The 19,741-nt window shown below is 55.2% G+C and carries 17 protein-coding genes; 8 read left to right on the forward strand and 9 right to left on the reverse strand.

Annotation, left to right across the window (positions count from 1 at the left end):
* Positions 1-8: 8 nt before the first annotated feature.
* The 5 genes from atpI to asnC all read right to left on the reverse strand — a co-directional run bounded on the left by atpI (position 9) and on the right by asnC (position 4,999).
* Positions 9-389: a F0F1 ATP synthase subunit I gene (atpI, locus tag IM294_RS14920; RefSeq protein WP_008500194.1), complete on the reverse strand. Its 381-nt coding sequence runs from the start codon at positions 387-389 to the stop codon at positions 9-11.
* Between the two features lie 616 nt (positions 390-1,005).
* Positions 1,006-1,629: a 16S rRNA (guanine(527)-N(7))-methyltransferase RsmG gene (gene rsmG / locus IM294_RS14925; RefSeq protein ID WP_028014915.1), complete on the reverse strand. Its 624-nt coding sequence runs from the start codon at positions 1,627-1,629 to the stop codon at positions 1,006-1,008.
* A 107-nt stretch (positions 1,630-1,736) separates the two neighbouring features.
* Entirely contained in the window at positions 1,737-3,626 is a 1,890-nt protein-coding gene (mnmG, locus tag IM294_RS14930; protein ID WP_045261176.1) for a tRNA uridine-5-carboxymethylaminomethyl(34) synthesis enzyme MnmG, read from the reverse strand.
* Positions 3,627-4,000: 374 nt separating this feature from the next.
* The gene (gene mioC / locus IM294_RS14935; RefSeq protein WP_041911749.1) at positions 4,001-4,450 is read right to left on the reverse strand and encodes an FMN-binding protein MioC; all 450 of its coding nucleotides are present in this window, start codon (positions 4,448-4,450) and stop codon (positions 4,001-4,003) included.
* 90 nt (positions 4,451-4,540) lie between these two features.
* Positions 4,541-4,999: a transcriptional regulator AsnC gene (gene asnC / locus IM294_RS14940; protein ID WP_008500198.1), complete on the reverse strand. Its 459-nt coding sequence runs from the start codon at positions 4,997-4,999 to the stop codon at positions 4,541-4,543.
* 151 nt (positions 5,000-5,150) lie between these two features.
* On the opposite strand from asnC, the gene asnA reads away from it, so the two are divergent.
* Positions 5,151-6,143: an aspartate--ammonia ligase gene (gene asnA, locus IM294_RS14945; protein ID WP_041911750.1), complete on the forward strand. Its 993-nt coding sequence runs from the start codon at positions 5,151-5,153 to the stop codon at positions 6,141-6,143.
* Here the strand turns inward: asnA and viaA are convergent, their stop codons facing one another.
* Together viaA and ravA are read right to left on the reverse strand one after the other, a co-directional pair.
* Entirely contained in the window at positions 6,144-7,595 is a 1,452-nt protein-coding gene (gene viaA, locus IM294_RS14950; protein ID WP_126818351.1) for an ATPase RavA stimulator ViaA, read from the reverse strand. It abuts the gene before it with no gap.
* On the reverse strand, positions 7,589-9,085 hold the full coding sequence (gene ravA, locus IM294_RS14955) for an ATPase RavA (RefSeq protein ID WP_049001581.1): 1,497 nt from the start codon (positions 9,083-9,085) through the stop codon (positions 7,589-7,591). The genes viaA and ravA overlap by 7 nt, the downstream gene beginning before the upstream one ends.
* 221 nt (positions 9,086-9,306) lie before the next feature.
* On the opposite strand from ravA, the gene kup reads away from it, so the two are divergent.
* The 7 genes from kup (at position 9,307) to rbsR (ending at position 17,256) form a co-directional block, all read left to right on the forward strand.
* Positions 9,307-11,175, forward strand: coding sequence for a low affinity potassium transporter Kup (kup, locus tag IM294_RS14960; RefSeq protein WP_041911753.1), 1,869 nt, complete (start codon positions 9,307-9,309; stop codon positions 11,173-11,175).
* Between the two features lie 226 nt (positions 11,176-11,401).
* Positions 11,402-11,821 (forward strand): D-ribose pyranase, encoded by a 420-nt coding sequence (rbsD, locus tag IM294_RS14965; RefSeq protein WP_003862392.1) that lies wholly within the window; start codon positions 11,402-11,404, stop codon positions 11,819-11,821.
* Positions 11,822-11,828: 7 nt separating this feature from the next.
* Positions 11,829-13,334: a ribose ABC transporter ATP-binding protein RbsA gene (gene rbsA, locus IM294_RS14970; protein ID WP_041911754.1), complete on the forward strand. Its 1,506-nt coding sequence runs from the start codon at positions 11,829-11,831 to the stop codon at positions 13,332-13,334.
* 4 nt (positions 13,335-13,338) lie between these two features.
* Positions 13,339-14,304 (forward strand): ribose ABC transporter permease, encoded by a 966-nt coding sequence (rbsC, locus tag IM294_RS14975; protein ID WP_006808742.1) that lies wholly within the window; start codon positions 13,339-13,341, stop codon positions 14,302-14,304.
* 27 nt (positions 14,305-14,331) lie between these two features.
* A complete protein-coding gene (gene rbsB, locus IM294_RS14980; RefSeq protein ID WP_010426610.1) occupies positions 14,332-15,222 on the forward strand; it encodes a ribose ABC transporter substrate-binding protein RbsB in 891 nt (296 codons plus the stop codon).
* Positions 15,223-15,330: 108 nt separating this feature from the next.
* A complete protein-coding gene (rbsK, locus tag IM294_RS14985; protein ID WP_045631283.1) occupies positions 15,331-16,260 on the forward strand; it encodes a ribokinase in 930 nt (309 codons plus the stop codon).
* 3 nt (positions 16,261-16,263) lie between these two features.
* A complete protein-coding gene (gene rbsR / locus IM294_RS14990; protein ID WP_028014905.1) occupies positions 16,264-17,256 on the forward strand; it encodes a ribose operon transcriptional repressor RbsR in 993 nt (330 codons plus the stop codon).
* Here rbsR and mdtD read toward each other — a convergent pair.
* Positions 17,222-18,655, reverse strand: coding sequence for a multidrug transporter subunit MdtD (gene mdtD / locus IM294_RS14995; protein WP_126818349.1), 1,434 nt, complete (start codon positions 18,653-18,655; stop codon positions 17,222-17,224). The genes rbsR and mdtD overlap by 35 nt on opposite strands.
* Positions 18,652-19,359, reverse strand: a complete 708-nt coding sequence (locus IM294_RS15000; RefSeq protein WP_028014903.1) for a FadR/GntR family transcriptional regulator — start codon at positions 19,357-19,359, stop codon at positions 18,652-18,654. The genes mdtD and IM294_RS15000 overlap by 4 nt, the downstream gene beginning before the upstream one ends.
* Positions 19,360-19,741: the final 382 nt, after the last annotated feature.

Consider the following 19,741-nt stretch of genomic DNA (forward strand, 5'->3'; position numbering starts at 1 on the left):
GATGCCTTTTACCCTTTGTTATTGATTACAGCTGGAGCCAGAACTTGTACCACCAGCACCAAAACCCACGTTGCTATCAGCGGCATGAATACCACTTTCAAAACCGCCAGCGCCATCACCAGTAGAGCAAAGGTCAGCAACACCTTACACACTTCGCCGAGGGCGAAGGACCAGGCCACGCGGCCTTTGGCGGGTGTATGCGCCTGATGACGCCAGGCAAAAATCATAAACAACACGTTTGGCAGCACGACCGCCAAACCCCCGCACACGGCGGAGATGCCCCAGAAGGGGTCTTTGAGGCTAAACAGCAGTCCACTTGCTATCACAGCCAGAAACTGAATGAACAGAAGCTTACGAGCAACGTTTCTACTCAAGAGCGACACAGACATCACGTTTTTACTCCTGCTCCCTTCGAGGTATGCCGCGTGTCGTATAAAACGTCCTTTAAGGCTCAGAGTCAAGCATCAAAAAGCGGACAAATTATACGGTGCGTACCCGTGATTTCAAACATTAAGTAGCGAAAAGGTGAATAAATGTTTAAATATTTTTCCCCAGCGCTATTTTTTAACTTTCGTAGAAAGCACCGACCTTCGAGCAAAACTGCAAACAGCGCGAAAACGTTGACTACAAAGCGTGCACGAGATCACAAAACACACATTTGCGATAAGGTTGTATTTATCAAAGCCGTAAATCGCCCAGGATTATCTTTCTGAAATTAAACACAAAATATCGCAACTATTTTCAAAACAGCCCCGTACACAATAAAAACCTTTTATTGACATTCTTAATAAATAATTAACATTGCGTTCTGGTTACAGCCTTCCACTTTTAGCAGGCTGATATTTTCATAGTTGACTATCTTCGCGATGAATAATCGACTTGAGGTTAACCGCAAGAAAATCCCTGGTAAAAAAGCGGTTAAACGCTCTCTGGTTAATCCCGGGTAGTTGTGCTGTTTTTTAACATACTCAGAACAGCACAAATTCCACATTTTTTATTATTTTTTTAAAAATTGTTTGGCTTAATTATCACCAGATGACGTTCACCGTCGAGCTGCGGAACGTTTAATTTCTCGATGGTTTCAACGCTAAAACCGTCCGGAAGCTGTTCAATTTCATCACCGGGCAGCTGTCCTTTCAGCGCATAAAAACGGCCATCTTCTGCCGGCAGATGCTTACACCAGCTCACCATGTCATTGAGCGAAGCAAACGCACGGCTGATAACGCCGTCAAACGGCGGCTCTGCCGGAAACTCCTCTACCCTGCTCTGTACAGGCGTGATGTTATCGAGCTTCAGTTCATGCTGAACCTGGCGTAAAAAGCGCACGCGCTTGCCCAGGCTGTCCAGCAGCGTGAAATGGCTCTCAGGTCGGACAATAGACAGCGGAACGCCCGGCAAACCCGGCCCCGTCCCCACGTCGATAAAACGTCCACCTTTCAGGTACGGCGCCACCACGATACTATCGAGAATATGGCGAACCAGCATCTCGTTGGGATCGCGCACAGACGTCAGGTTGTACGCTTTATTCCATTTGTTCAGCATATCGACATACGCCACCAGCTGGTTTTTCTGGTGATCGGTGAGCGAAATACCTGCCTGATCAAGCAGACGAGAGAGTTTGTTGAGCACGGTGAATACCTGTTGAGAGTTTTTTTGCCCGGTGGCGCTGCCGCTTACCGGGCCTACGAATAAGTAGGGCGGGTCAGCGAAGCGCCACCCGCCAAAAGCAATGTCAATTACGCGCTACGACGCAGCATGCCCTGCTTTTTCAGCCACACCAGCAGGATCGAAATCGCCGCCGGCGTAACGCCCGAGATACGGGAGGCCTGGCCAATCGATACCGGTTTGTGATCGTTCAGCTTAGCGATCACTTCGTTGGAAAGGCCCGTCACCTGACGGTAATCCAGCATTTCCGGCAGCAGCGTGTTTTCGTTGCGCTGCTGTTTTTCGATCTCATCCTGCTGACGCGCGATGTAGCCTTCGTACTTCACCTGAATTTCGACCTGCTCGGCAGCTTCAGCGTCTTCAAGGCCCGGTGCGAACGCGGTCAGTTTGACCAGATTCTCGTAGGTGACTTCAGGACGACGCAGCAGATCTTCGCCGCTGGCTTCACGCGACAGCGGCGCTGTTAAGTGAGCGTTCACTTCGGCAGCGGTTTCCGCCTGTGGGTTTACCCACGTGGTTTTCAGGCGCTGACGCTCCTGTTCAATACGTTCCAGCTTCTCGTTGAAGCGCGCCCAGCGTTCGTCATCCACCAGACCCAGCTCCCGGCCTATCTCGGTCAGACGCAGGTCGGCGTTGTCCTCGCGCAGCATCAGACGATATTCCGCGCGAGAGGTAAACATACGGTACGGTTCTTTGGTGCCCAGCGTGCAGAGATCGTCGACCAAAACGCCCAGATAGGCCTGAGAACGCGCCGGCGCCCAGCCCTCTTTCTCGGCAGAGAAGCGGGCAGCGTTCAGACCGGCAAGCAAACCCTGCGCTGCGGCTTCTTCGTAGCCGGTGGTGCCGTTAATCTGCCCCGCGAAGAACAGGCCGTGGATGAATTTGCTCTCCAGCGTCGGCTTCAGGTCACGCGGGTCGAAGAAATCGTACTCAATAGCGTAGCCAGGGCGAACGATTTTCGCATTCTCCATCCCCTGCATTGAGCGAACAATTTGCATCTGCACGTCGAAGGGCAGGCTGGTGGAGATGCCGTTCGGGTAAATTTCGTTCGAGGTCAGCCCTTCCGGCTCCAGGAAGATCTGATGCTGGTTACGATCGGCAAAGCGCATCACTTTGTCTTCGATCGACGGGCAGTAACGCGGGCCGATCCCTTCGATCACGCCAGCGTACATTGGGCTGCGATCGAGGTTATTGCGGATCACGTCATGGGTTTTTTCGTTGGTATGCGTGATGTAGCACGGTACCTGCTGCGGGTGTTGCGCCGCGTTGCCCATGAACGAGAAAACCGGCATCGGGTTATCGCCGTGCTGTTGGGCCAGTACGCTGAAATCAATGGTGCGCGCATCGATACGCGGCGGCGTGCCGGTTTTCAGACGGCTGACGCGCAGCGGCAGTTCACGCAGACGACGAGACAGCGGAATGGACGGCGGATCGCCAGCACGGCCACCGCTGTAGTTGTCCAGACCAATATGGATTTTGCCGTCCAGGAATGTCCCGACCGTCAGCACCACGGCTTTGGCGCGGAACTTGAGGCCCATCTGGGTCACGGCGCCCACGACGCGATCGTTCTCAACGATAAGATCTTCTACCGCCTGCTGGAAGATCATCAGGTTCGGCTGGTTCTCCAGCGCGGTGCGCACGGCCTGGCGGTAAAGCACGCGGTCTGCCTGCGCACGAGTGGCGCGAACAGCAGGGCCTTTACTCGCGTTTAGTATCCTAAACTGAATGCCCGCATGATCGATCGCTTTCGCCATCAGGCCGCCAAGTGCATCCACTTCTTTTACCAGGTGTCCTTTCCCAATGCCGCCAATCGCCGGATTACAGGACATTTGTCCCAGCGTGTCGATATTGTGTGTCAAAAGCAGGGTCTGCTGACCCATTCGCGCTGCGGCCATTGCGGCCTCAGTGCCTGCATGACCCCCGCCAATGATGATGACGTCAAAAGGATCCTGATAAAACATGGTGGTCTGCCTCGCGTAAAGCGGTATGAAAATGGATTGAAGCCCGGGCCGTGGATTCTACTCAACTTTAGTCTTTCGAGAAAGCATTGGGATCCTGGGCTATTAAAAAGAAGATCTTTTTATTTAGAGATCTGTTCTATTGTGATCTCTTATTAGGATCGCGGACACGTGTGGATAAGTCCGATCCTGCAAATAAGATCATGCAGTTAGGAAGGATCGTTTGCTGTGAATGATCGGTGATCCAGGACCGTATAAGCTGGGATCAGATCGCGACTTTATACACAGGTCAAAAACGACGCTAGGGTTGTTCTTTGGATAACTACGGGTTAATACGAGCTTTTAACCAGAGTTATCCACATCTGTTCGCGCGATCTTTAATCGTTTTTGAGTAAATTTTTCCATTCCGCGAGCCAGATCTCGGCTGGATCTTCCGGAATGTCATGATCGAGGATGTTGATCTTGAGCGTTTCACCCAGCTGTTTTGCTCCGCAAGCGGTAACAGCGGCTTCGACCTTCTCTATTGCCCCGCAAAAGGTGTCATATTCACGACTGCCGATCCCCACTGCGCCAAAACGGACGTTTGACAGGTCGGGCTGCTGTTCCAGCAGTTCGTCATATAAAGGTTGCAGGTTATCCGGCAGATCGCCCGCGCCGTGAGTGGAGGTGATCAGCAGCCAGACCCCGTCAGCCGGGAGATCTTCAAGCAGCGGCCCGTGCAGCGTTTGTGTAGAAAAGCCTGCATCTTCCAGCTTTTCAGCCAGATGTTCCGCTACGTATTCCGCACCGCCAAGAGTGCTGCCGCTGATAAGGGTAATGTCCGCCATTGATCGCTCGCTCAGATAAAGAGGGGATCATTGTACGCTGTGAACGAGCTGGGATCTACCTGTGGAAAATGTGGGAATGAATTTGCCCGATCACGGGCGGATGGTACGCATGATCGGGTTTTGCAGGGAGATCAGTGTCTCGGTGGACTGAATTTCATCGATTGTTTGGATCTTGTTGATAAGTACCTGCTGGAGGGCATCGATGGATCGACACATCACCTTGATAAAGATGCTGTAGTGCCCGGTGGTGTAGTACGCCTCGGTGACTTCATCGAGCGCGTTCAGCTTTGCCAGCGCGGAGGGGTAATCTTTTGCGCTTTTAAGAATAATGCCGATGAAGCAGCAGACGTCGTAACCCAGCTGCTTCGGGCTGACGTCGATGCGGGCACCGGTAATGATCCCTGCCTGCTTCATCTTCTCTACGCGAACGTGAATGGTTCCCGGGCTGACGCCAAACTGTTTCGCCAGTTCGGCGTAGGCTGTACGGGCATTGGCCATTAAGGCCTCAAGGATGCCGCGGTCCAGATTGTCGATCTGATAATTTTCCATAGCTTTTTCTTATGAAGATTAATGAATACGTCTATTCTAGCGTCTTATTTTAACGAATCAAAAGTGAAGGTGGCTTTTTGTTGATGGGTTATTGAATTAAGTGCCGGTTCTGTTGCTTAATCATTATCAACAGGACGCAGGAGTATAAATAATGAAAACCGCTTACATCGCAAAACAACGCCAGATCAGTTTCGTAAAATCCCATTTTTCCCGCCAGCTGGAAGAGAAGCTTGGTCTTATTGAAGTTCAGGCGCCGATTCTTAGCCGCGTGGGTGACGGGACGCAGGATAACCTGTCTGGATGCGAAAAAGCGGTACAGGTGAAAGTGAAAACACTGCCAGATGCACAGTTCGAAGTGGTGCATTCCCTGGCGAAGTGGAAGCGTCAAACCCTGGGACAACACGACTTCAGCGCGGGCGAAGGGCTCTACACGCACATGAAAGCCCTTCGCCCCGATGAAGACCGCCTCTCCCCGATTCACTCTGTCTACGTTGACCAGTGGGACTGGGAGCGCGTGATGGGTGACGGCGAGCGTCATGTCGGTACGCTGAAATCCACCGTTGAGGCGATCTACGCGGGGATCAAAGCGACCGAAGCGGCCGTGAGCAAAGAGTTTGGTCTGGTACCGTTCCTGCCGGATACGATCCACTTTGTCCACAGCCAGGAACTGCTGAGCCGCTTCCCGGATCTGGATGCCAAAGGCCGCGAGCGGGCGATCGCCAAAGAACTGGGCGCGGTATTTCTGATTGGCATCGGCGGCAAACTGTCTGATGGCAAACGGCACGACGTTCGTGCGCCGGATTATGATGACTGGAGCACCGCGGGCGAAAGCGAATATGCCGGTCTGAACGGCGATATTCTGGTCTGGAACCCGGTTCTGGAAGATGCGTTTGAGCTCTCTTCGATGGGGATCCGCGTGGATGCAGAGGCGCTGAAGCGCCAGCTGGCGGTGACCGGTGATGAAGATCGCCTTAAATTAGAGTGGCATCAGGCGCTGTTGCGCGGTGAAATGCCGCAGACCATCGGCGGCGGTATCGGGCAGTCCCGTCTGACCATGCTGCTGCTGCAACTGTCTCATATTGGTCAAGTGCAGTGTGGGGTCTGGCCGCAGCAGGTACGTGAAAGCGTCGATTCTCTTCTTTAATTAACGCCGCCAGCGTCTGAGCAGGCGGCTACGCAACCCGGTATCAAAGCGCCAGATATGATCGAAGATGCGCATGATGCCGGGTTTTCCATGTGCGGACATCGCCACGGCATGAAAACGGTGCTGGTGCACGCGCTGCAGCTCCTTCACTTTATTTACCACATCTTCCGGCAGCCGCTGGGCAATGAAATCGGAAATCACCACCGCGTCAGCGTCGTACCAGTCGCCGCCCTGCATCCGTTCTACAATGCTGCGAAAACAGCTGGCCAGATCGGTGCCGCCGCGAAAACGTTGGCTTAAAAAGCGGATGGCCTGCTCAATGCCCTGCTGGTTCGTCAGCTCGTAGCCCACGACTTCGCTGGAGAAGAGCATGATAAAGCAGCGACGGCGGTCAGCGAGCGCCACGCGCATCAGCGCCAGACAGAACGCCTTCGCACACTGCTCGTTAAAGCCACCCATTGAGCCGGACGTATCCACGCAGACAATAAACGGCCCGCGCGGCTGCTCATCAAAGTCCTGATGCACGACCGGGCGCTGGCTGAGCTTATCTCGCCAGGCTTCGCCGTGCAGCCGATAGGTGAGAAGCTGTTTTTCCACCAGCCGACGGTAAAACTCATACTCCAGTTCGGTCATCCCCAGCGTGCTTAGCTCGGTCGGCAGCAGGCGCAGGATGTCATCGCTTTGCTGGAGTCCGTCGACCTGCTCCGGCACGGTAGCCGGTTCGCGTACAAGGGTGCGGAAGGTTTCCATCGGGGCATCTTTCTTTGGGACCGATTTGGCCTCTCGCGAGCGGCCGAGCTGTTCCGCGAGCTTCATCAGCTCCGGCTGCTGGGTAAGAAAGTCGCCGTACTTCACGATCAGCTGATAATCCCCGCGCCGCAGCTGCCCGGCGCTCATATCCCAGAGGCGACCAGCGGCGTTTTCATTTTCTACCAGCACCTCCTCGAGCTGGCCACTCAGCGTCATGCGTTCCTGGACTTCGCTGAGCAGCTGTTCCCGTTCTTCATCCAGAAGCTGTTGGTTCAGCGTGGTAGCCTGGACGACCAGGCTCAGGCGCCAGCGCTGTAAAAAGAGCGTGTGCAGCGCCGGGGTAAAGGTGACGTTTTCTGTGACCAGCGTTCTGGCCTGGCTGGCAAACGGAGAGTGGACTTTATCGAGCAGGGTAAGGGTTTGCGGGATCTGGACGATAAACTGTGGCGTCGATAGCCGCTGACACTGCTGATAGGCCGCGACTTCCTCCGTCAGTTCGGGCGGGACTTCTGTCTCCTTAAACCGCTGCCGCAGATTGTCGCGCCAGCGCGGGAGATCGTCCGTCATCGCTTTTTTGAGTTTCGGGAATTTTTCAAAGAAGGCCGCCAGCTGCGGCGATGCCAGAAGGGTAATCACCACCTCCTCGATCAACCCTTCCTCGCTGACGGCCAGCATCATATTGAGCGTGTCCAGCGTTAGCATTGACGCGCCTGTTTGATCTGCGCGCTGACGTCCTGCAGGCTGGCTTCAATGCGACCTAGCCAGTCGCTATGAATAAAGAGGCATTTTTGCTGCTCGCTGAAGCGGGTGTGCTGCTGATGCCATTCGGTATCCAGCGCTTCCAGCTGCTGTTTAATCTCTTCCGGCACGCTGTCCGAGGCGGTGCCGGGAAGCGCAAGACGCGATCCCTGAAGGCTCACGTCGCGGATCACCAGGTGCTGGCTGCTGTCCACTTCCATATTCAGCGGCTGCGCGAAACCGATGCCGTTGAGCTTTCCGCGGATCTCCCCGCCCTTATCCAGCCACTGCGCCAGCGGCTCGCGCTCAATCGTAATGTGCACCACCTGCATATCATGCAGCTTGAGGGGCTGCTGGAGCAGCAGTGTCAGCGTCGTGCCGGTCAGATCGGCGGGTAGCTCGTAATGCGGTTTGCGGGCGAACATGCCGCCCAGTCGGTTCACTTTTAGCGCGGTTTTATCGCTTTGCTGCTGCTGGAGCTGAATGCGCCGTTGGGCAATCGCCCCCAGCTGGTTGAGCATCGCCTGCTGCCCCCAGGCGTGCCCGGTCATCAAAACGTCCAGCTGCTGCTGCATCAGGTTCATGCCTTCTGCGTCGTGCCAGAGGCAGTCTTTTAGCAGGATCAGATCGATAGGGGCGACCGCGTCGCGACCGCTGAACAACGCGCTGGCCTGGAGCAGACGGATCGCTTTTTTCCAGCGACGATCCGAGACGTACGGGGCGGAAGGCAGGGAATCAAGCTGCTGGCGCAGCATGAAGATCAGCTCAAAGACGGCGTCGGGCAGCTTAATTTTGCCGATCTCTTCCTGCCACTGATGGTACTCCTCGTCCGTCACCTGCAGTGAAGGTGCCACCGGGTTTTCGTTTTCGTCCTGCTGGCTCACCAGCATTGAACGGAAGTTTGATTTATCCTGGACTTTATCCAGCCACAGGCGGATCAGCATACGGTCATACAGCGCTTCCAGGCTGCTGTCGGCTTCGGGCAGTTCGTTTGACGCGGCCACCAGCAGGCGCATGGGGATCTTCTCTTCGCTCGCGCCGTTGCGGAAGCGGCGTTCGTTGATTGCCGTCAGCAGGGTATTCAGAATGGCCGGGCCGGCTTTCCAGATCTCATCAAGAAAGACGATTTCCGCTTCCGGGAGATAGCCCGCCGTCAGACGCTCATAGCGCCCTTCATCTTTCAGCGCCTGAATAGAAAGCGGGCCGAAAACTTCTTCTGGCGTGGAGAAGCGCGTCATCAAATACTCGAATGCGCGAGCGTTCTGGAAAGCGAACTTTAGGCGGCGTGCAATCAAACTTTTGGCAATGCCCGGCGGTCCCAGCAGAAATACGCTTTCACCGCTCAATGCCGCCAGCAGGCAAAGGCGAATGGCGTGGCTACGCTCGTAAAGGCCTTTCTCCAGCGCGCTGCTGAGGCGGGAAATTCTTTCTGCTAATAAATGTGAGTGAGCCATAATAGTTTTGCATCCTTTCGCCGTTGTGGCGGCCAATTGAAGCGAGTATAGACGTTTCAGTCAGGGCTGGTAATAGGCTGAAGTGCGGCGCAATTTTCTTTGCGCTACATTAATGCGGTTGCATTTAGGGGTACGATTTTGCAATGAATCGTGCATACTGTGCGCTTTTTGTGGACCAAGGGACAGGAACACATTTGTTATTTAAACGAAAAGACTAGTCTATGAGCACTGATAATAAGCAATCATTACCCGCAATAACGCTTGCGGCGATCGGGGTTGTCTACGGTGATATCGGCACCAGCCCACTTTATACGCTTCGTGAATGTTTGTCCGGCCAGTTTGGCTTTGGTGTTGAGCGCGATGCCGTGTTTGGCTTCCTGTCCCTCATCTTCTGGCTGCTGATTCTGGTCGTTTCCGTTAAATATCTCTCCTTCGTTATGCGTGCAGATAATGCGGGCGAAGGCGGGATCCTGACCCTGATGTCCCTTGCCGGTCGCAATACCTCGGCCAGAATGACGTCTGTGCTGGTGATTATCGGCCTGATAGGTGGCAGCTTCTTCTACGGGGAAGTGGTGATAACACCGGCTATCTCGGTGCTCTCGGCGATTGAAGGGCTGGAGATTATTGCCCCGCAGCTTGATGCCTGGGTTGTCCCGCTGGCAATCATCGTGTTGACGCTGCTGTTCATGATCCAGAAACACGGTACCGGGCTGGTGGGCAAACTGTTTGCGCCGATTATGCTGGCCTGGTTCCTGATCCTGGCGGCGCTCGGTTTGCGCAGCATTATTGCGAACCCGGACGTGCTGCATGCGCTAAACCCTTACTGGGCGGTGCATTTCTTCCTTGAATACAAAGTGGTTTCCTTCGTGGCGCTGGGTGCGGTCGTGCTCTCCATCACCGGTGTGGAGGCGCTCTATGCTGACATGGGGCATTTCGGGAAGCTGCCTATCCGCGTGGCATGGTTTATTGTGGTGCTCCCGTCGCTGGTGCTTAACTACTTCGGTCAGGGCGCGTTGTTGCTCAAGAACCCGGAAGCGATTAAGAACCCATTCTTCCTGCTGGCACCTGACTGGGCGCTGGTGCCTATGCTGATCCTCGCAACGCTGGCGACCGTGATTGCCTCTCAGGCGGTGATTTCCGGGGTGTTCTCTCTGACCCGTCAGGCCGTTCGTCTGGGATATCTCTCGCCAATGCGCATCATCCATACCTCAGAGATGGAGTCGGGCCAGATCTACATCCCGTTCGTTAACTGGCTGCTCTATTTTGCTGTTGTGATCGTGATTGTTAGCTTCGAACACTCCAGTAATCTGGCGGCGGCCTACGGTATTGCCGTGACCGGTACGATGGTGCTGACGTCGCTTCTCTCCACCACGGTGGCGTACCGCAACTGGCACTGGAATAAGTTCCTCGTGGGGATGATTCTGGTGGGCTTCCTGTGCATTGACGTGCCGCTGTTCTCTGCGAACCTCGACAAAATTGTCTCCGGTGGCTGGCTGCCGCTGACGCTGGGCCTGTTGATGTTCATTGTCATGACCACATGGAAAAGCGAGCGCTTCCGCCTGCTGCGCCGCATGCATGAGCACGGTAATTCTCTGGAGGCGATGATCGCGTCGCTGGAGAAATCCCCGCCGGTGCGCGTGCCGGGTACCGCGGTTTACATGTCTCGTGCCCTGAATGTGATCCCGTTTGCGCTGATGCATAACCTTAAGCACAACAAAGTGCTGCACGAGCGCGTGATCCTGCTGACGCTGCGCACCGAAGATGCGCCGTACGTTCACAACGTGCGCCGCGTACAGATTGAGCAGCTGTCCCCGACCTTCTGGCGCGTGGTGGCGAGCTACGGCTGGCGCGAAACGCCGAACGTGGAAGAGGTGTTCCACCGCTGCGGTCTGGAAGGGTTAAGCTGCCGGATGATGGAGACGTCGTTCTTTATGTCCCACGAGTCGCTGATCATCGGCAAGCGCCCGTGGTACCTGCGTCTGCGCGGTAAGCTGTATCTCATCCTGCAGCGTAACGCCCTGCGCGCGCCTGACCAGTTTGAGATCCCGCCTAACCGCGTCATTGAGCTGGGGACGCAGGTCGAGATTTAAGTCTCCGTGCGGCCTGATGCCCTCACCCCGTCCCTCTCCCACAGGGAGAGGGCGCAAACATCTAAAACGGTAACCTGACGGTTACCGTTTTGCATTTACCTCCCCTCCATTTCACTTAGCGAAACGTTTCGACGTTGATCACAAATCCGTTACGTCATGATGGTTTTCTGAACATTTATGCGGCTACACTATTTTTAGCGAAACGTTTCGCTAGTGGAGCAAGAAAATGAAGAAAGGCACGGTTCTCAACTCAGAAATCTCATCGGTTATTTCCCGTCTTGGGCATACCGATACGCTGGTGGTTTGCGATGCAGGCTTACCGGTTCCGCGCAGCACAACCCGTATCGATATGGCGTTAACGCAGGGCGTGCCCTCGTTTATGCAGGTACTGGAGGTGGTGACGGCGGAGATGCAGGTTGAGGCGGCCATTCTCGCGGCGGAAATCAAACAACATAATCCGCAACTCCACGAAACGTTGCTCAGCCACATTGAGCAACTGCAACAACACCAGGGAAACACCATAGAAATTCGTTACACAACGCACGAACAGTTCAAACAACAAACCGCAGACAGTCAGGCGGTGATTCGCAGCGGGGAGTGTTCCCCGTATGCGAATATCATTCTCTGTGCTGGCGTCACCTTCTGAGGCCATCATGGACGCATTACTGCAACTCAAAGGGATCGATAAGTCGTTCCCGGGCGTAAAAGCCCTCTCCGGTGCGGCGCTTAACGTCTACCCTGGACGCGTGATGGCGCTGGTGGGCGAAAACGGTGCCGGCAAATCCACCATGATGAAAGTGCTGACCGGGATCTACCAGCGCGATGCCGGTTCACTCGTTTGGCTGGGTAAAGAAACCACCTTTAACGGCCCGAAATCCTCTCAGGAAGCGGGCATCGGCATTATTCACCAGGAGCTGAACCTGATCCCGCAGCTGACCATTGCGGAGAACATCTTCCTGGGCCGCGAGTTCGTGAACCGGTTCGGCAAAATCGACTGGAAAACCATGTACGCCGAAGCGGACAAGCTGCTGGCGAAGCTGAACCTGCGCTTTAAGAGTGACCGCCTGGTGGGCGACCTTTCCATCGGCGATCAGCAGATGGTGGAAATCGCGAAGGTGCTGAGCTTCGAGTCGAAGGTCATCATTATGGATGAACCGACCGATGCCCTGACCGATACCGAAACCGAATCCCTGTTCCGCGTGATCCGCGAGCTGAAAGCGCAGGGACGCGGCATTGTCTATATCTCTCACCGCATGAAAGAGATCTTCGAAATTTGCGACGACGTGACCGTCTTCCGCGACGGCCAGTTTATCGCCGAGCGCGAAGTGGCGACGCTGACCGAAGATACGCTGATCGAAATGATGGTGGGACGTAAGCTCGAAGACCAATATCCGCATCTGGACAAAGCGCCGGGCGAGATCCGCCTGAAGGTAGATAATCTCTGCGGCCCGGGCGTAAATGATGTGACCTTTACCCTGCGTCAGGGCGAGATCCTGGGCGTGGCGGGCCTGATGGGCGCGGGCCGTACCGAGCTGATGAAAGTGCTGTACGGCGCACTGCCGCGCACCAGCGGTTACGTTACCCTTGACGGCCATGAAGTGGTGACCCGCTCGCCGCAGGACGGGCTGGCGAACGGCATCGTCTATATCTCCGAAGACCGCAAGCGCGACGGCTTAGTGCTGGGCATGTCGGTGAAAGAGAATATGTCCCTCACCGCGCTGCGCTATTTCAGCCACAGCGGCGGCAGCCTGAAGCATAAAGATGAGCAGCAGGCGGTCAGTGATTTTATCCGTCTCTTCAACGTTAAAACCCCGTCGATGGAGCAGGCTATTGGCCTGCTGTCCGGCGGGAATCAGCAGAAAGTGGCGATTGCCCGCGGGCTGATGACGCGCCCGAAGGTGCTGATTCTCGACGAGCCAACCCGCGGCGTGGACGTGGGCGCGAAAAAAGAGATCTATCAGCTGATTAACCAGTTCAAGGCCGACGGTCTGAGCATCATTCTGGTCTCTTCCGAGATGCCAGAAGTATTAGGCATGAGCGATCGCATTATCGTCATGCATGAAGGGCATCTCGGCGGTGAATTCACTCGCGAGCAGGCCACCCAGGAAGTTCTGATGGCTGCCGCTGTGGGCAAGCTTAATCGCGTGAATCAGGAGTAAGAAGATGACTACCCAGGCTGTTTCTGGTCGCCGCTATTTCACAAAGGCATGGCTGATGGAACAAAAATCGCTGATTGCCCTGCTGGTGCTGATCGCGATTGTCTCGACCATGAGCCCGAACTTTTTTACCGTCAATAATCTGTTCAACATTCTGCAGCAGACGTCGGTGAACGCCATTATGGCGGTCGGCATGACGCTGGTGATTTTGACCTCGGGTATCGATCTGTCCGTCGGTTCCCTGCTGGCGCTCACCGGTGCGATCGCCGCTTCAATTGTGGGAATTGAGGTCAACGCGCTGGTGGCCGTTGCGGCTGCACTGGCGGCTGGCGCGGCGATTGGTGCCGTAACTGGCGTGATTGTGGCAAAAGGCCGCGTTCAGGCGTTTATCGCCACGCTGGTGATGATGCTGCTGCTGCGCGGTGTGACCATGGTTTACACCAACGGTAGCCCGGTGAATACCGGGTTTACGGATAACGCGGATCTGTTTGGCTGGTTCGGTATCGGTCGCCCGCTGGGTGTCCCGACCCCGGTCTGGATCATGGCTATCGTCTTCCTGGCGGCGTGGTACATGCTGCACCATACCCGCCTGGGCCGTTATATCTATGCGCTGGGTGGTAACGAAGCGGCCACGCGCCTGTCCGGTATCAGCGTTAATAAAGTCAAAATTATCGTGTACTCCCTGTGCGGCCTGCTGGCCTCTCTGGCGGGCATCATCGAAGTGGCGCGCCTCTCTTCCGCACAGCCAACGGCGGGGACGGGGTACGAGCTGGATGCCATCGCGGCGGTGGTTCTGGGCGGTACGAGCCTTGCGGGCGGTAAAGGTCGCATAGTTGGGACATTGATCGGCGCACTGATCCTCGGTTTCCTGAATAATGGTTTGAATTTGTTAGGTGTTTCCTCCTATTACCAGATGATCGTTAAGGCAGTGGTGATTTTGCTGGCGGTACTGGTAGACAACAAAAAACAGTAACTGACGACACTACAGGACATCTTAGATATGAACATGAAAAAACTGGCTACCCTGGTTTCCGCTGTCGCGCTGAGCGCAACCGTAAGTGCTAACGCCATGGCGAAAGATACCATCGCGCTGGTTGTCTCTACCCTGAACAACCCGTTCTTCGTCTCCCTGAAGGACGGTGCGCAGAAAGAAGCGGACAAACTGGGCTACAACCTGGTGGTGCTGGATTCTCAGAACAACCCGGCGAAAGAGCTGGCTAACGTTCAGGACTTAACCGTTCGTGGCACCAAAATTCTGCTGATCAACCCAACCGATTCTGATGCCGTAGGCAACGCCGTGAAGATGGCAAACCAGGCGAAAATTCCGGTGATCACTCTGGACCGTCAGGCAACGAAAGGCGAAGTTGTGAGCCACATTGCGTCTGATAACGTGCTGGGCGGTAAAATTGCTGGTGACTACATCGCGAAGAAAGCCGGTGAAGGCGCGAAAGTTATCGAACTGCAGGGCATTGCCGGGACTTCTGCAGCCCGCGAGCGTGGTGAAGGCTTCCAGCAGGCCGTGGCTGCACATAAATTCAACGTGCTGGCCAGCCAACCGGCAGACTTCGACCGTACTAAGGGTCTGAACGTCATGCAGAACCTGCTGACCGCGCATCCAGATGTGCAGGCGGTATTTGCACAGAACGATGAGATGGCGCTCGGTGCGCTGCGTGCGCTCCAGACTGCGGGTAAATCAGATGTGATGGTTGTCGGATTTGACGGCACGCCGGATGGTGAAAAAGCAGTAAATGATGGCAAACTGGCTGCGACCATCGCTCAGCTGCCTGAGCAGATTGGCGCGACTGGCGTTGAAACTGCCGACAAAGTGCTGAAGGGCGAAAAAGTTCAGGCCAAATACCCTGTTGACCTGAAGCTGGTCATTAAGCAGTAAAGGCGATTCAGGCAGTCGCTGGCTGCCTGAGGGACACCAAATAAAAGAAAAGTGTGGCATACGCCACCGGGTAATACCGGTGGCGCTCTCAGATGGACACCTCAATACATGAAAACCGCAGGCAACCTCGTCGTCCTTGGCAGTATCAATGCCGATCACATTCTTAACCTTGAAACGTTCCCCACTCCGGGCGAAACCGTCACCGGCAATCAGTATCAGGTCGCGTTCGGCGGTAAGGGCGCAAATCAGGCAGTTGCCGCCGGGCGCAGCGGGGCGAATATCGCGTTTATCGCCTGTACGGGTGATGACGATACCGGCGAGCGCGTACGCAAGCAGCTGGCAAGTGACAACATCGATACTGCACCCGTCAGCGTTGTTGAAGGGGAATCTACCGGTGTGGCGCTGATCTTCGTCAATGCGGAAGGTGAGAATGTCATCGGTATTCATGCGGGGGCTAACGCCGCGTTAACGACTGAACGCGTCGAAGCGCAGCGTGGGATCATCGCCGGAGCGGAAGCCCTGCTGATGCAGCTGGAGTCTCCGGTTGAAAGCGTGCTGACCGCCGCGAAAATTGCGCATGAAAATCATACAACTGTCGTACTTAACCCTGCGCCTGCCCGTGTATTATCAGATGAACTGCTGGCACTGGTGGACATCATTACGCCGAACGAAACCGAAGCGGAAAAGCTGACGGGCATTCGCGTTGAAAATGACAATGATGCCGCGCGTGCGGCGAAAGTGCTGCATGCAAAAGGCATCGGGACCGTTATCATTACTCTTGGTAGCCGCGGGGTGTGGGCTAGCGTCAATGGCGAAGGCCGTCGCGTGCCGGGCTTTAAGGTCAAAGCCATCGATACCATCGCCGCTGGAGACACCTTCAACGGTGCGCTGGTGACGGCATTGCTGGAAGGAAAAGCGATGGATGACGCGATCCGCTTTGCGCATGCCGCCGCCGCGATTGCGGTGACGCGCAAAGGCGCACAGCCTTCTGTTCCGTGGCGTAAAGAGATCGATGAATTCTTAAGTCAGCAGGGGTAACGCTTGGCTACGATGAAAGATGTCGCCCGCATGGCGGGCGTTTCTACTTCGACCGTCTCTCACGTTATTAATAACGACCGCTTCGTCAGCGAGGCGATTCGGGAGAAAGTCGAAGCCGCAGTAAAAGATCTTAACTATGCGCCGTCGGCGCTGGCGCGCAGTCTGAAGCTTAACCAGACGCGCACCATCGGCATGCTGATCACGGCCAGTACCAATCCTTTCTATTCTGAACTTGTTCGTGGCGTAGAGCGCAGCTGCTTCGAGCGTGGCTACAGTCTGGTGCTGTGCAATACCGAAGGCGACGAGCAGCGCATGAACCGCAACCTGGAAACGCTGATGCAAAAACGCGTCGACGGGCTGCTGCTGCTCTGTACCGAAACGCATCAACCTTCAAAAGAGATCATTCAGCGCTATCCTTCTATTCCAACGGTAATGATGGACTGGGCGCCGTTCGACGGGACCAGCGATCTGATTCAGGATAACTCGCTGCTGGGCGGCGATATGGCGACGCAGCACCTGATTGATAAAGGCCATACCCGCATTGCCTGCATTACCGGACCGCTGGATAAAACCCCGGCGCGCTTGCGTCTGGAAGGCTATCTTTCGGCAATGGAGCGGGCAGGGCTTGCCATTCCTGATGGCTATCGCATCACAGGCGATTTCGAGTTTAACGGCGGTTTCGAGGCAATGCAGACGCTGCTGGCGCAAGAGCCTCGCCCGCAGGCGGTGTTTATCGGCAACGATGCGATGGCGTTTGGTGCCTATCAGGCGCTGTATCAGGCGGGACTGCGCGTTCCGGACGATATGGCTATCGTGGGCTACGATGATATCGAACTGGCGCGCTACATGACGCCGCCGCTGACCACGATCCATCAGCCGAAGGATGAACTGGGTGAGTTGGCCATCGACGTGTTGATCCACCGTATGGCGCAGCCCACGCTGCAACAGCAACGTTTGCAGCTTACTCCTGTTCTGATGGAACGCGGTTCAGTTTAGCTTTCTCTTTGTGACGCTCTTTAATCAGGTTCCGGCCATCTTTCGGTTTTAACAACATAAAGACCAGCGCCGACACCACGGTAAGCGCGCCCATGGTGATAAAGGTATAGTGGAACTGCTCAACGGTATTCGTGCCGTCAAACCCTTCATAAAACCGCAGCACCGCCGCACTCACGGCTACCCCGAGGCTGATCGACAGCTGTTGGGTCACCGCCAGTACGCTGTTGCCGCTGCTCGCGTTCTCGTCGGTCAGGTCCGCAAGGGTGATGGTGTTCATCGACGTAAACTGCGTTGACATCGCCATTCCCAGCACAAACAGCGGCAGGATCAACATCCAGACCGGTAACGCCGCGGATTGCAGCGAGAACTGCGCAATCATCAGACCGATAAAGACCGTCACGCCAACCAGCGTTTTGCGATAGCCAAACCAGCGCAGTACCTGCGTGACCGTTGATTTCGCCAGAATGGAACCCATTGCCGTGGGCGCCATCATGCAGCCGGCAATCAGCGCCGGGTAGCCGAACCCCACCTGCAGCATCAATGGCATCAGGAACGGTACGCAGCCCGTGCCCAGACGTGAGGCAATATTGCCCGCGATCCCGACGGAAAAGGTTCGGGTGTTAAAAAGAGATAAAGAGATAAGCGGTGTCGGGTGACGACGCGCATGGCGTATATAAAGAAGGAACAGCAGAATACCACTGAGGATGACGGCGAGCGCCAGCCACGTTTCAACGAGCTTCTCGCCAATGAGCTCCATGCCACTGGAGAACAGCACCAGGCTCAGTCCAAACAGGAAAAAGCCGCCCATATCGAAGCTGCGCCTTGGCGTGGTGAAGTTCGGCATATATTTGCGGGCATAGATCAGCCCTGCCACGCCAATCGGAATATTAATCAGGAAAATCCAGTGCCAGCTTGCCCAGGTAACCAGCACACCCCCGAGGACCGGGCCAAGTATTGGGCCGACCAGCCCCGGCATGGTGACAAAGTTGAGTACGGGGAGCAGTTCGCTGCGTGGGTAGGCACGCAGCAAAGCGAGGCGCGCCACCGGCATCATCATCGCGCCGCCTATTCCCTGCAGTACGCGAAAGATAACCAGCTCCGTTAATGAAGTGGATAGCGCGCAGGCCAGTGAACCGAGCGTAAAGAGCGTTACGGCCAGCATGAAAACTCTGCGGGTACCGAAGCGATCGGCCAGCCAGCCACTTACCGGGATCAACATCGCCACCGTGAGGGTGTAGCTGATGATGGCAGACTGCATTGCCAGCGGGGAGCGGTTAAGGCTTTGCGCAATGGCGGGAAGCGCCGTATTGAGGATGGTGGCATCCAGTGCCTGCATAAAGAACGCCATGGCTGCAATCCACGGCAATCCGGCCATGCTGCGCGCTTTTTTCTCTGTCATTTATTTACCTGCTGGTGGGTTGGTGCGGTCAGCAATGCCTGACATGCAGTCAGGGCTCGCTGCCCGTCGCTCTCCTGAATGGCATCTACTATCGCCTGATGCAAATCCAGCTTTACCACTTCGTCTTGTGTAATAGAGGTAAAGTAGGTGTGGTACACCGAATGGAATAACGAAGCAAAGGAAGTGAGGAACGGATTGGCGCTCATCATATAGATATGTTCATGCCAGGCCATATCGACCTCAATCCATCGTTCCCGGTTGAAGTGTTTTTTCAGGAACACCATCTCTTCCATGAGTGCGTTAAGCTGCGCTTTCTGCTCTGCTGTCCCGAGCGTGGCGGCAAGCAGGCATGCCTGAGGTTCAAGGCTGCTGCGCATTACAAGAAAGTGATCGACGACCTGATGAAAGTTGTCTTCGGTCATCCACCAGGAGAGCAGCTCCTGATCGAGAAAATTCCAGTTATTCTGTGGCATCACGCGCGTGCCAATACGAGGGCGTGGAAGCACCATGCCTTTTGCCGTCAGGGTTTTCACCGCCTCGCGAACCGCGGTACGGCTTACTCCAAACTGCTCACCCAGCTCCAATTCACCCGGCAGGATGCTCCCCGGGGCATATTTACCCGCTAAAATCCGCTGCGCCAGCTTTTCTGCCAGCACATAGGACAGATTTTTTTGGGCGGCCAGCTGTTGTGCGCTTAATGGCATCGCTTTTATTCCTTAATGTTTCATGCTGTTAATTATGCCACCTCGAATGTGATTGTGGTTGCAGATACATCAAATAGAACAATTTGTAGCTTGATATCACCTCTGTTGGTGAAAAAAAACACGGTCAGAAACTTTTTTTGAATTTCCTCTTGTCACTTAAGAATAACGCCCTATAATGCGCCTCCACTGACACGGAACAACGGCACACACGCCGCCGGGTCAGCAGAGAACAGCGAAAATAAACGCTTGACTCTGAAGCGGGAAAGCGTAATATGCACACCCCGCGCCGCAGCGAAAACGAAGCGGCACTGCTCTTTAACAATTTATCAGACAATCTGTGTGGGCACTCAAAGTGACATGGATTCTTAATGTCTTCGGACAA

The organism is Enterobacter cloacae complex sp. P43RS, assembly GCF_014930585.1.
Lineage (GTDB): Bacteria > Pseudomonadota > Gammaproteobacteria > Enterobacterales > Enterobacteriaceae > Enterobacter > Enterobacter bugandensis.

Bases quoted from the DNA above. Each gene is read 5' to 3' on its own strand.
- rbsC (WP_006808742.1), top strand. From the start codon at position 13,339: ATGACTACCCAGGCTGTTTCTGGTCGCCGCTATTTCACAAAGGCATGG.
- kup (WP_041911753.1), top strand. From the start codon at position 9,307: ATGAGCACTGATAATAAGCAATCATTACCCGCAATAACGCTTGCGGCG.
- rbsB (WP_010426610.1), top strand. From the start codon at position 14,332: ATGAACATGAAAAAACTGGCTACCCTGGTTTCCGCTGTCGCGCTGAGC.
- viaA (WP_126818351.1), bottom strand. From the start codon at position 7,595: ATGCTAACGCTGGACACGCTCAATATGATGCTGGCCGTCAGCGAGGAA.
- rbsA (WP_041911754.1), top strand. From the start codon at position 11,829: ATGGACGCATTACTGCAACTCAAAGGGATCGATAAGTCGTTCCCGGGC.
- asnC (WP_008500198.1), bottom strand. From the start codon at position 4,999: ATGGAAAATTATCAGATCGACAATCTGGACCGCGGCATCCTTGAGGCC.
- mnmG (WP_045261176.1), bottom strand. From the start codon at position 3,626: ATGTTTTATCAGGATCCTTTTGACGTCATCATCATTGGCGGGGGTCAT.
- ravA (WP_049001581.1), bottom strand. From the start codon at position 9,085: ATGGCTCACTCACATTTATTAGCAGAAAGAATTTCCCGCCTCAGCAGC.
- rbsD (WP_003862392.1), top strand. From the start codon at position 11,402: ATGAAGAAAGGCACGGTTCTCAACTCAGAAATCTCATCGGTTATTTCC.
- asnA (WP_041911750.1), top strand. From the start codon at position 5,151: ATGAAAACCGCTTACATCGCAAAACAACGCCAGATCAGTTTCGTAAAA.
- mioC (WP_041911749.1), bottom strand. From the start codon at position 4,450: ATGGCGGACATTACCCTTATCAGCGGCAGCACTCTTGGCGGTGCGGAA.
- IM294_RS15000 (WP_028014903.1), bottom strand. From the start codon at position 19,359: ATGCCATTAAGCGCACAACAGCTGGCCGCCCAAAAAAATCTGTCCTAT.
- atpI (WP_008500194.1), bottom strand. From the start codon at position 389: ATGTCTGTGTCGCTCTTGAGTAGAAACGTTGCTCGTAAGCTTCTGTTC.
- rbsK (WP_045631283.1), top strand. From the start codon at position 15,331: ATGAAAACCGCAGGCAACCTCGTCGTCCTTGGCAGTATCAATGCCGAT.
- mdtD (WP_126818349.1), bottom strand. From the start codon at position 18,655: ATGACAGAGAAAAAAGCGCGCAGCATGGCCGGATTGCCGTGGATTGCA.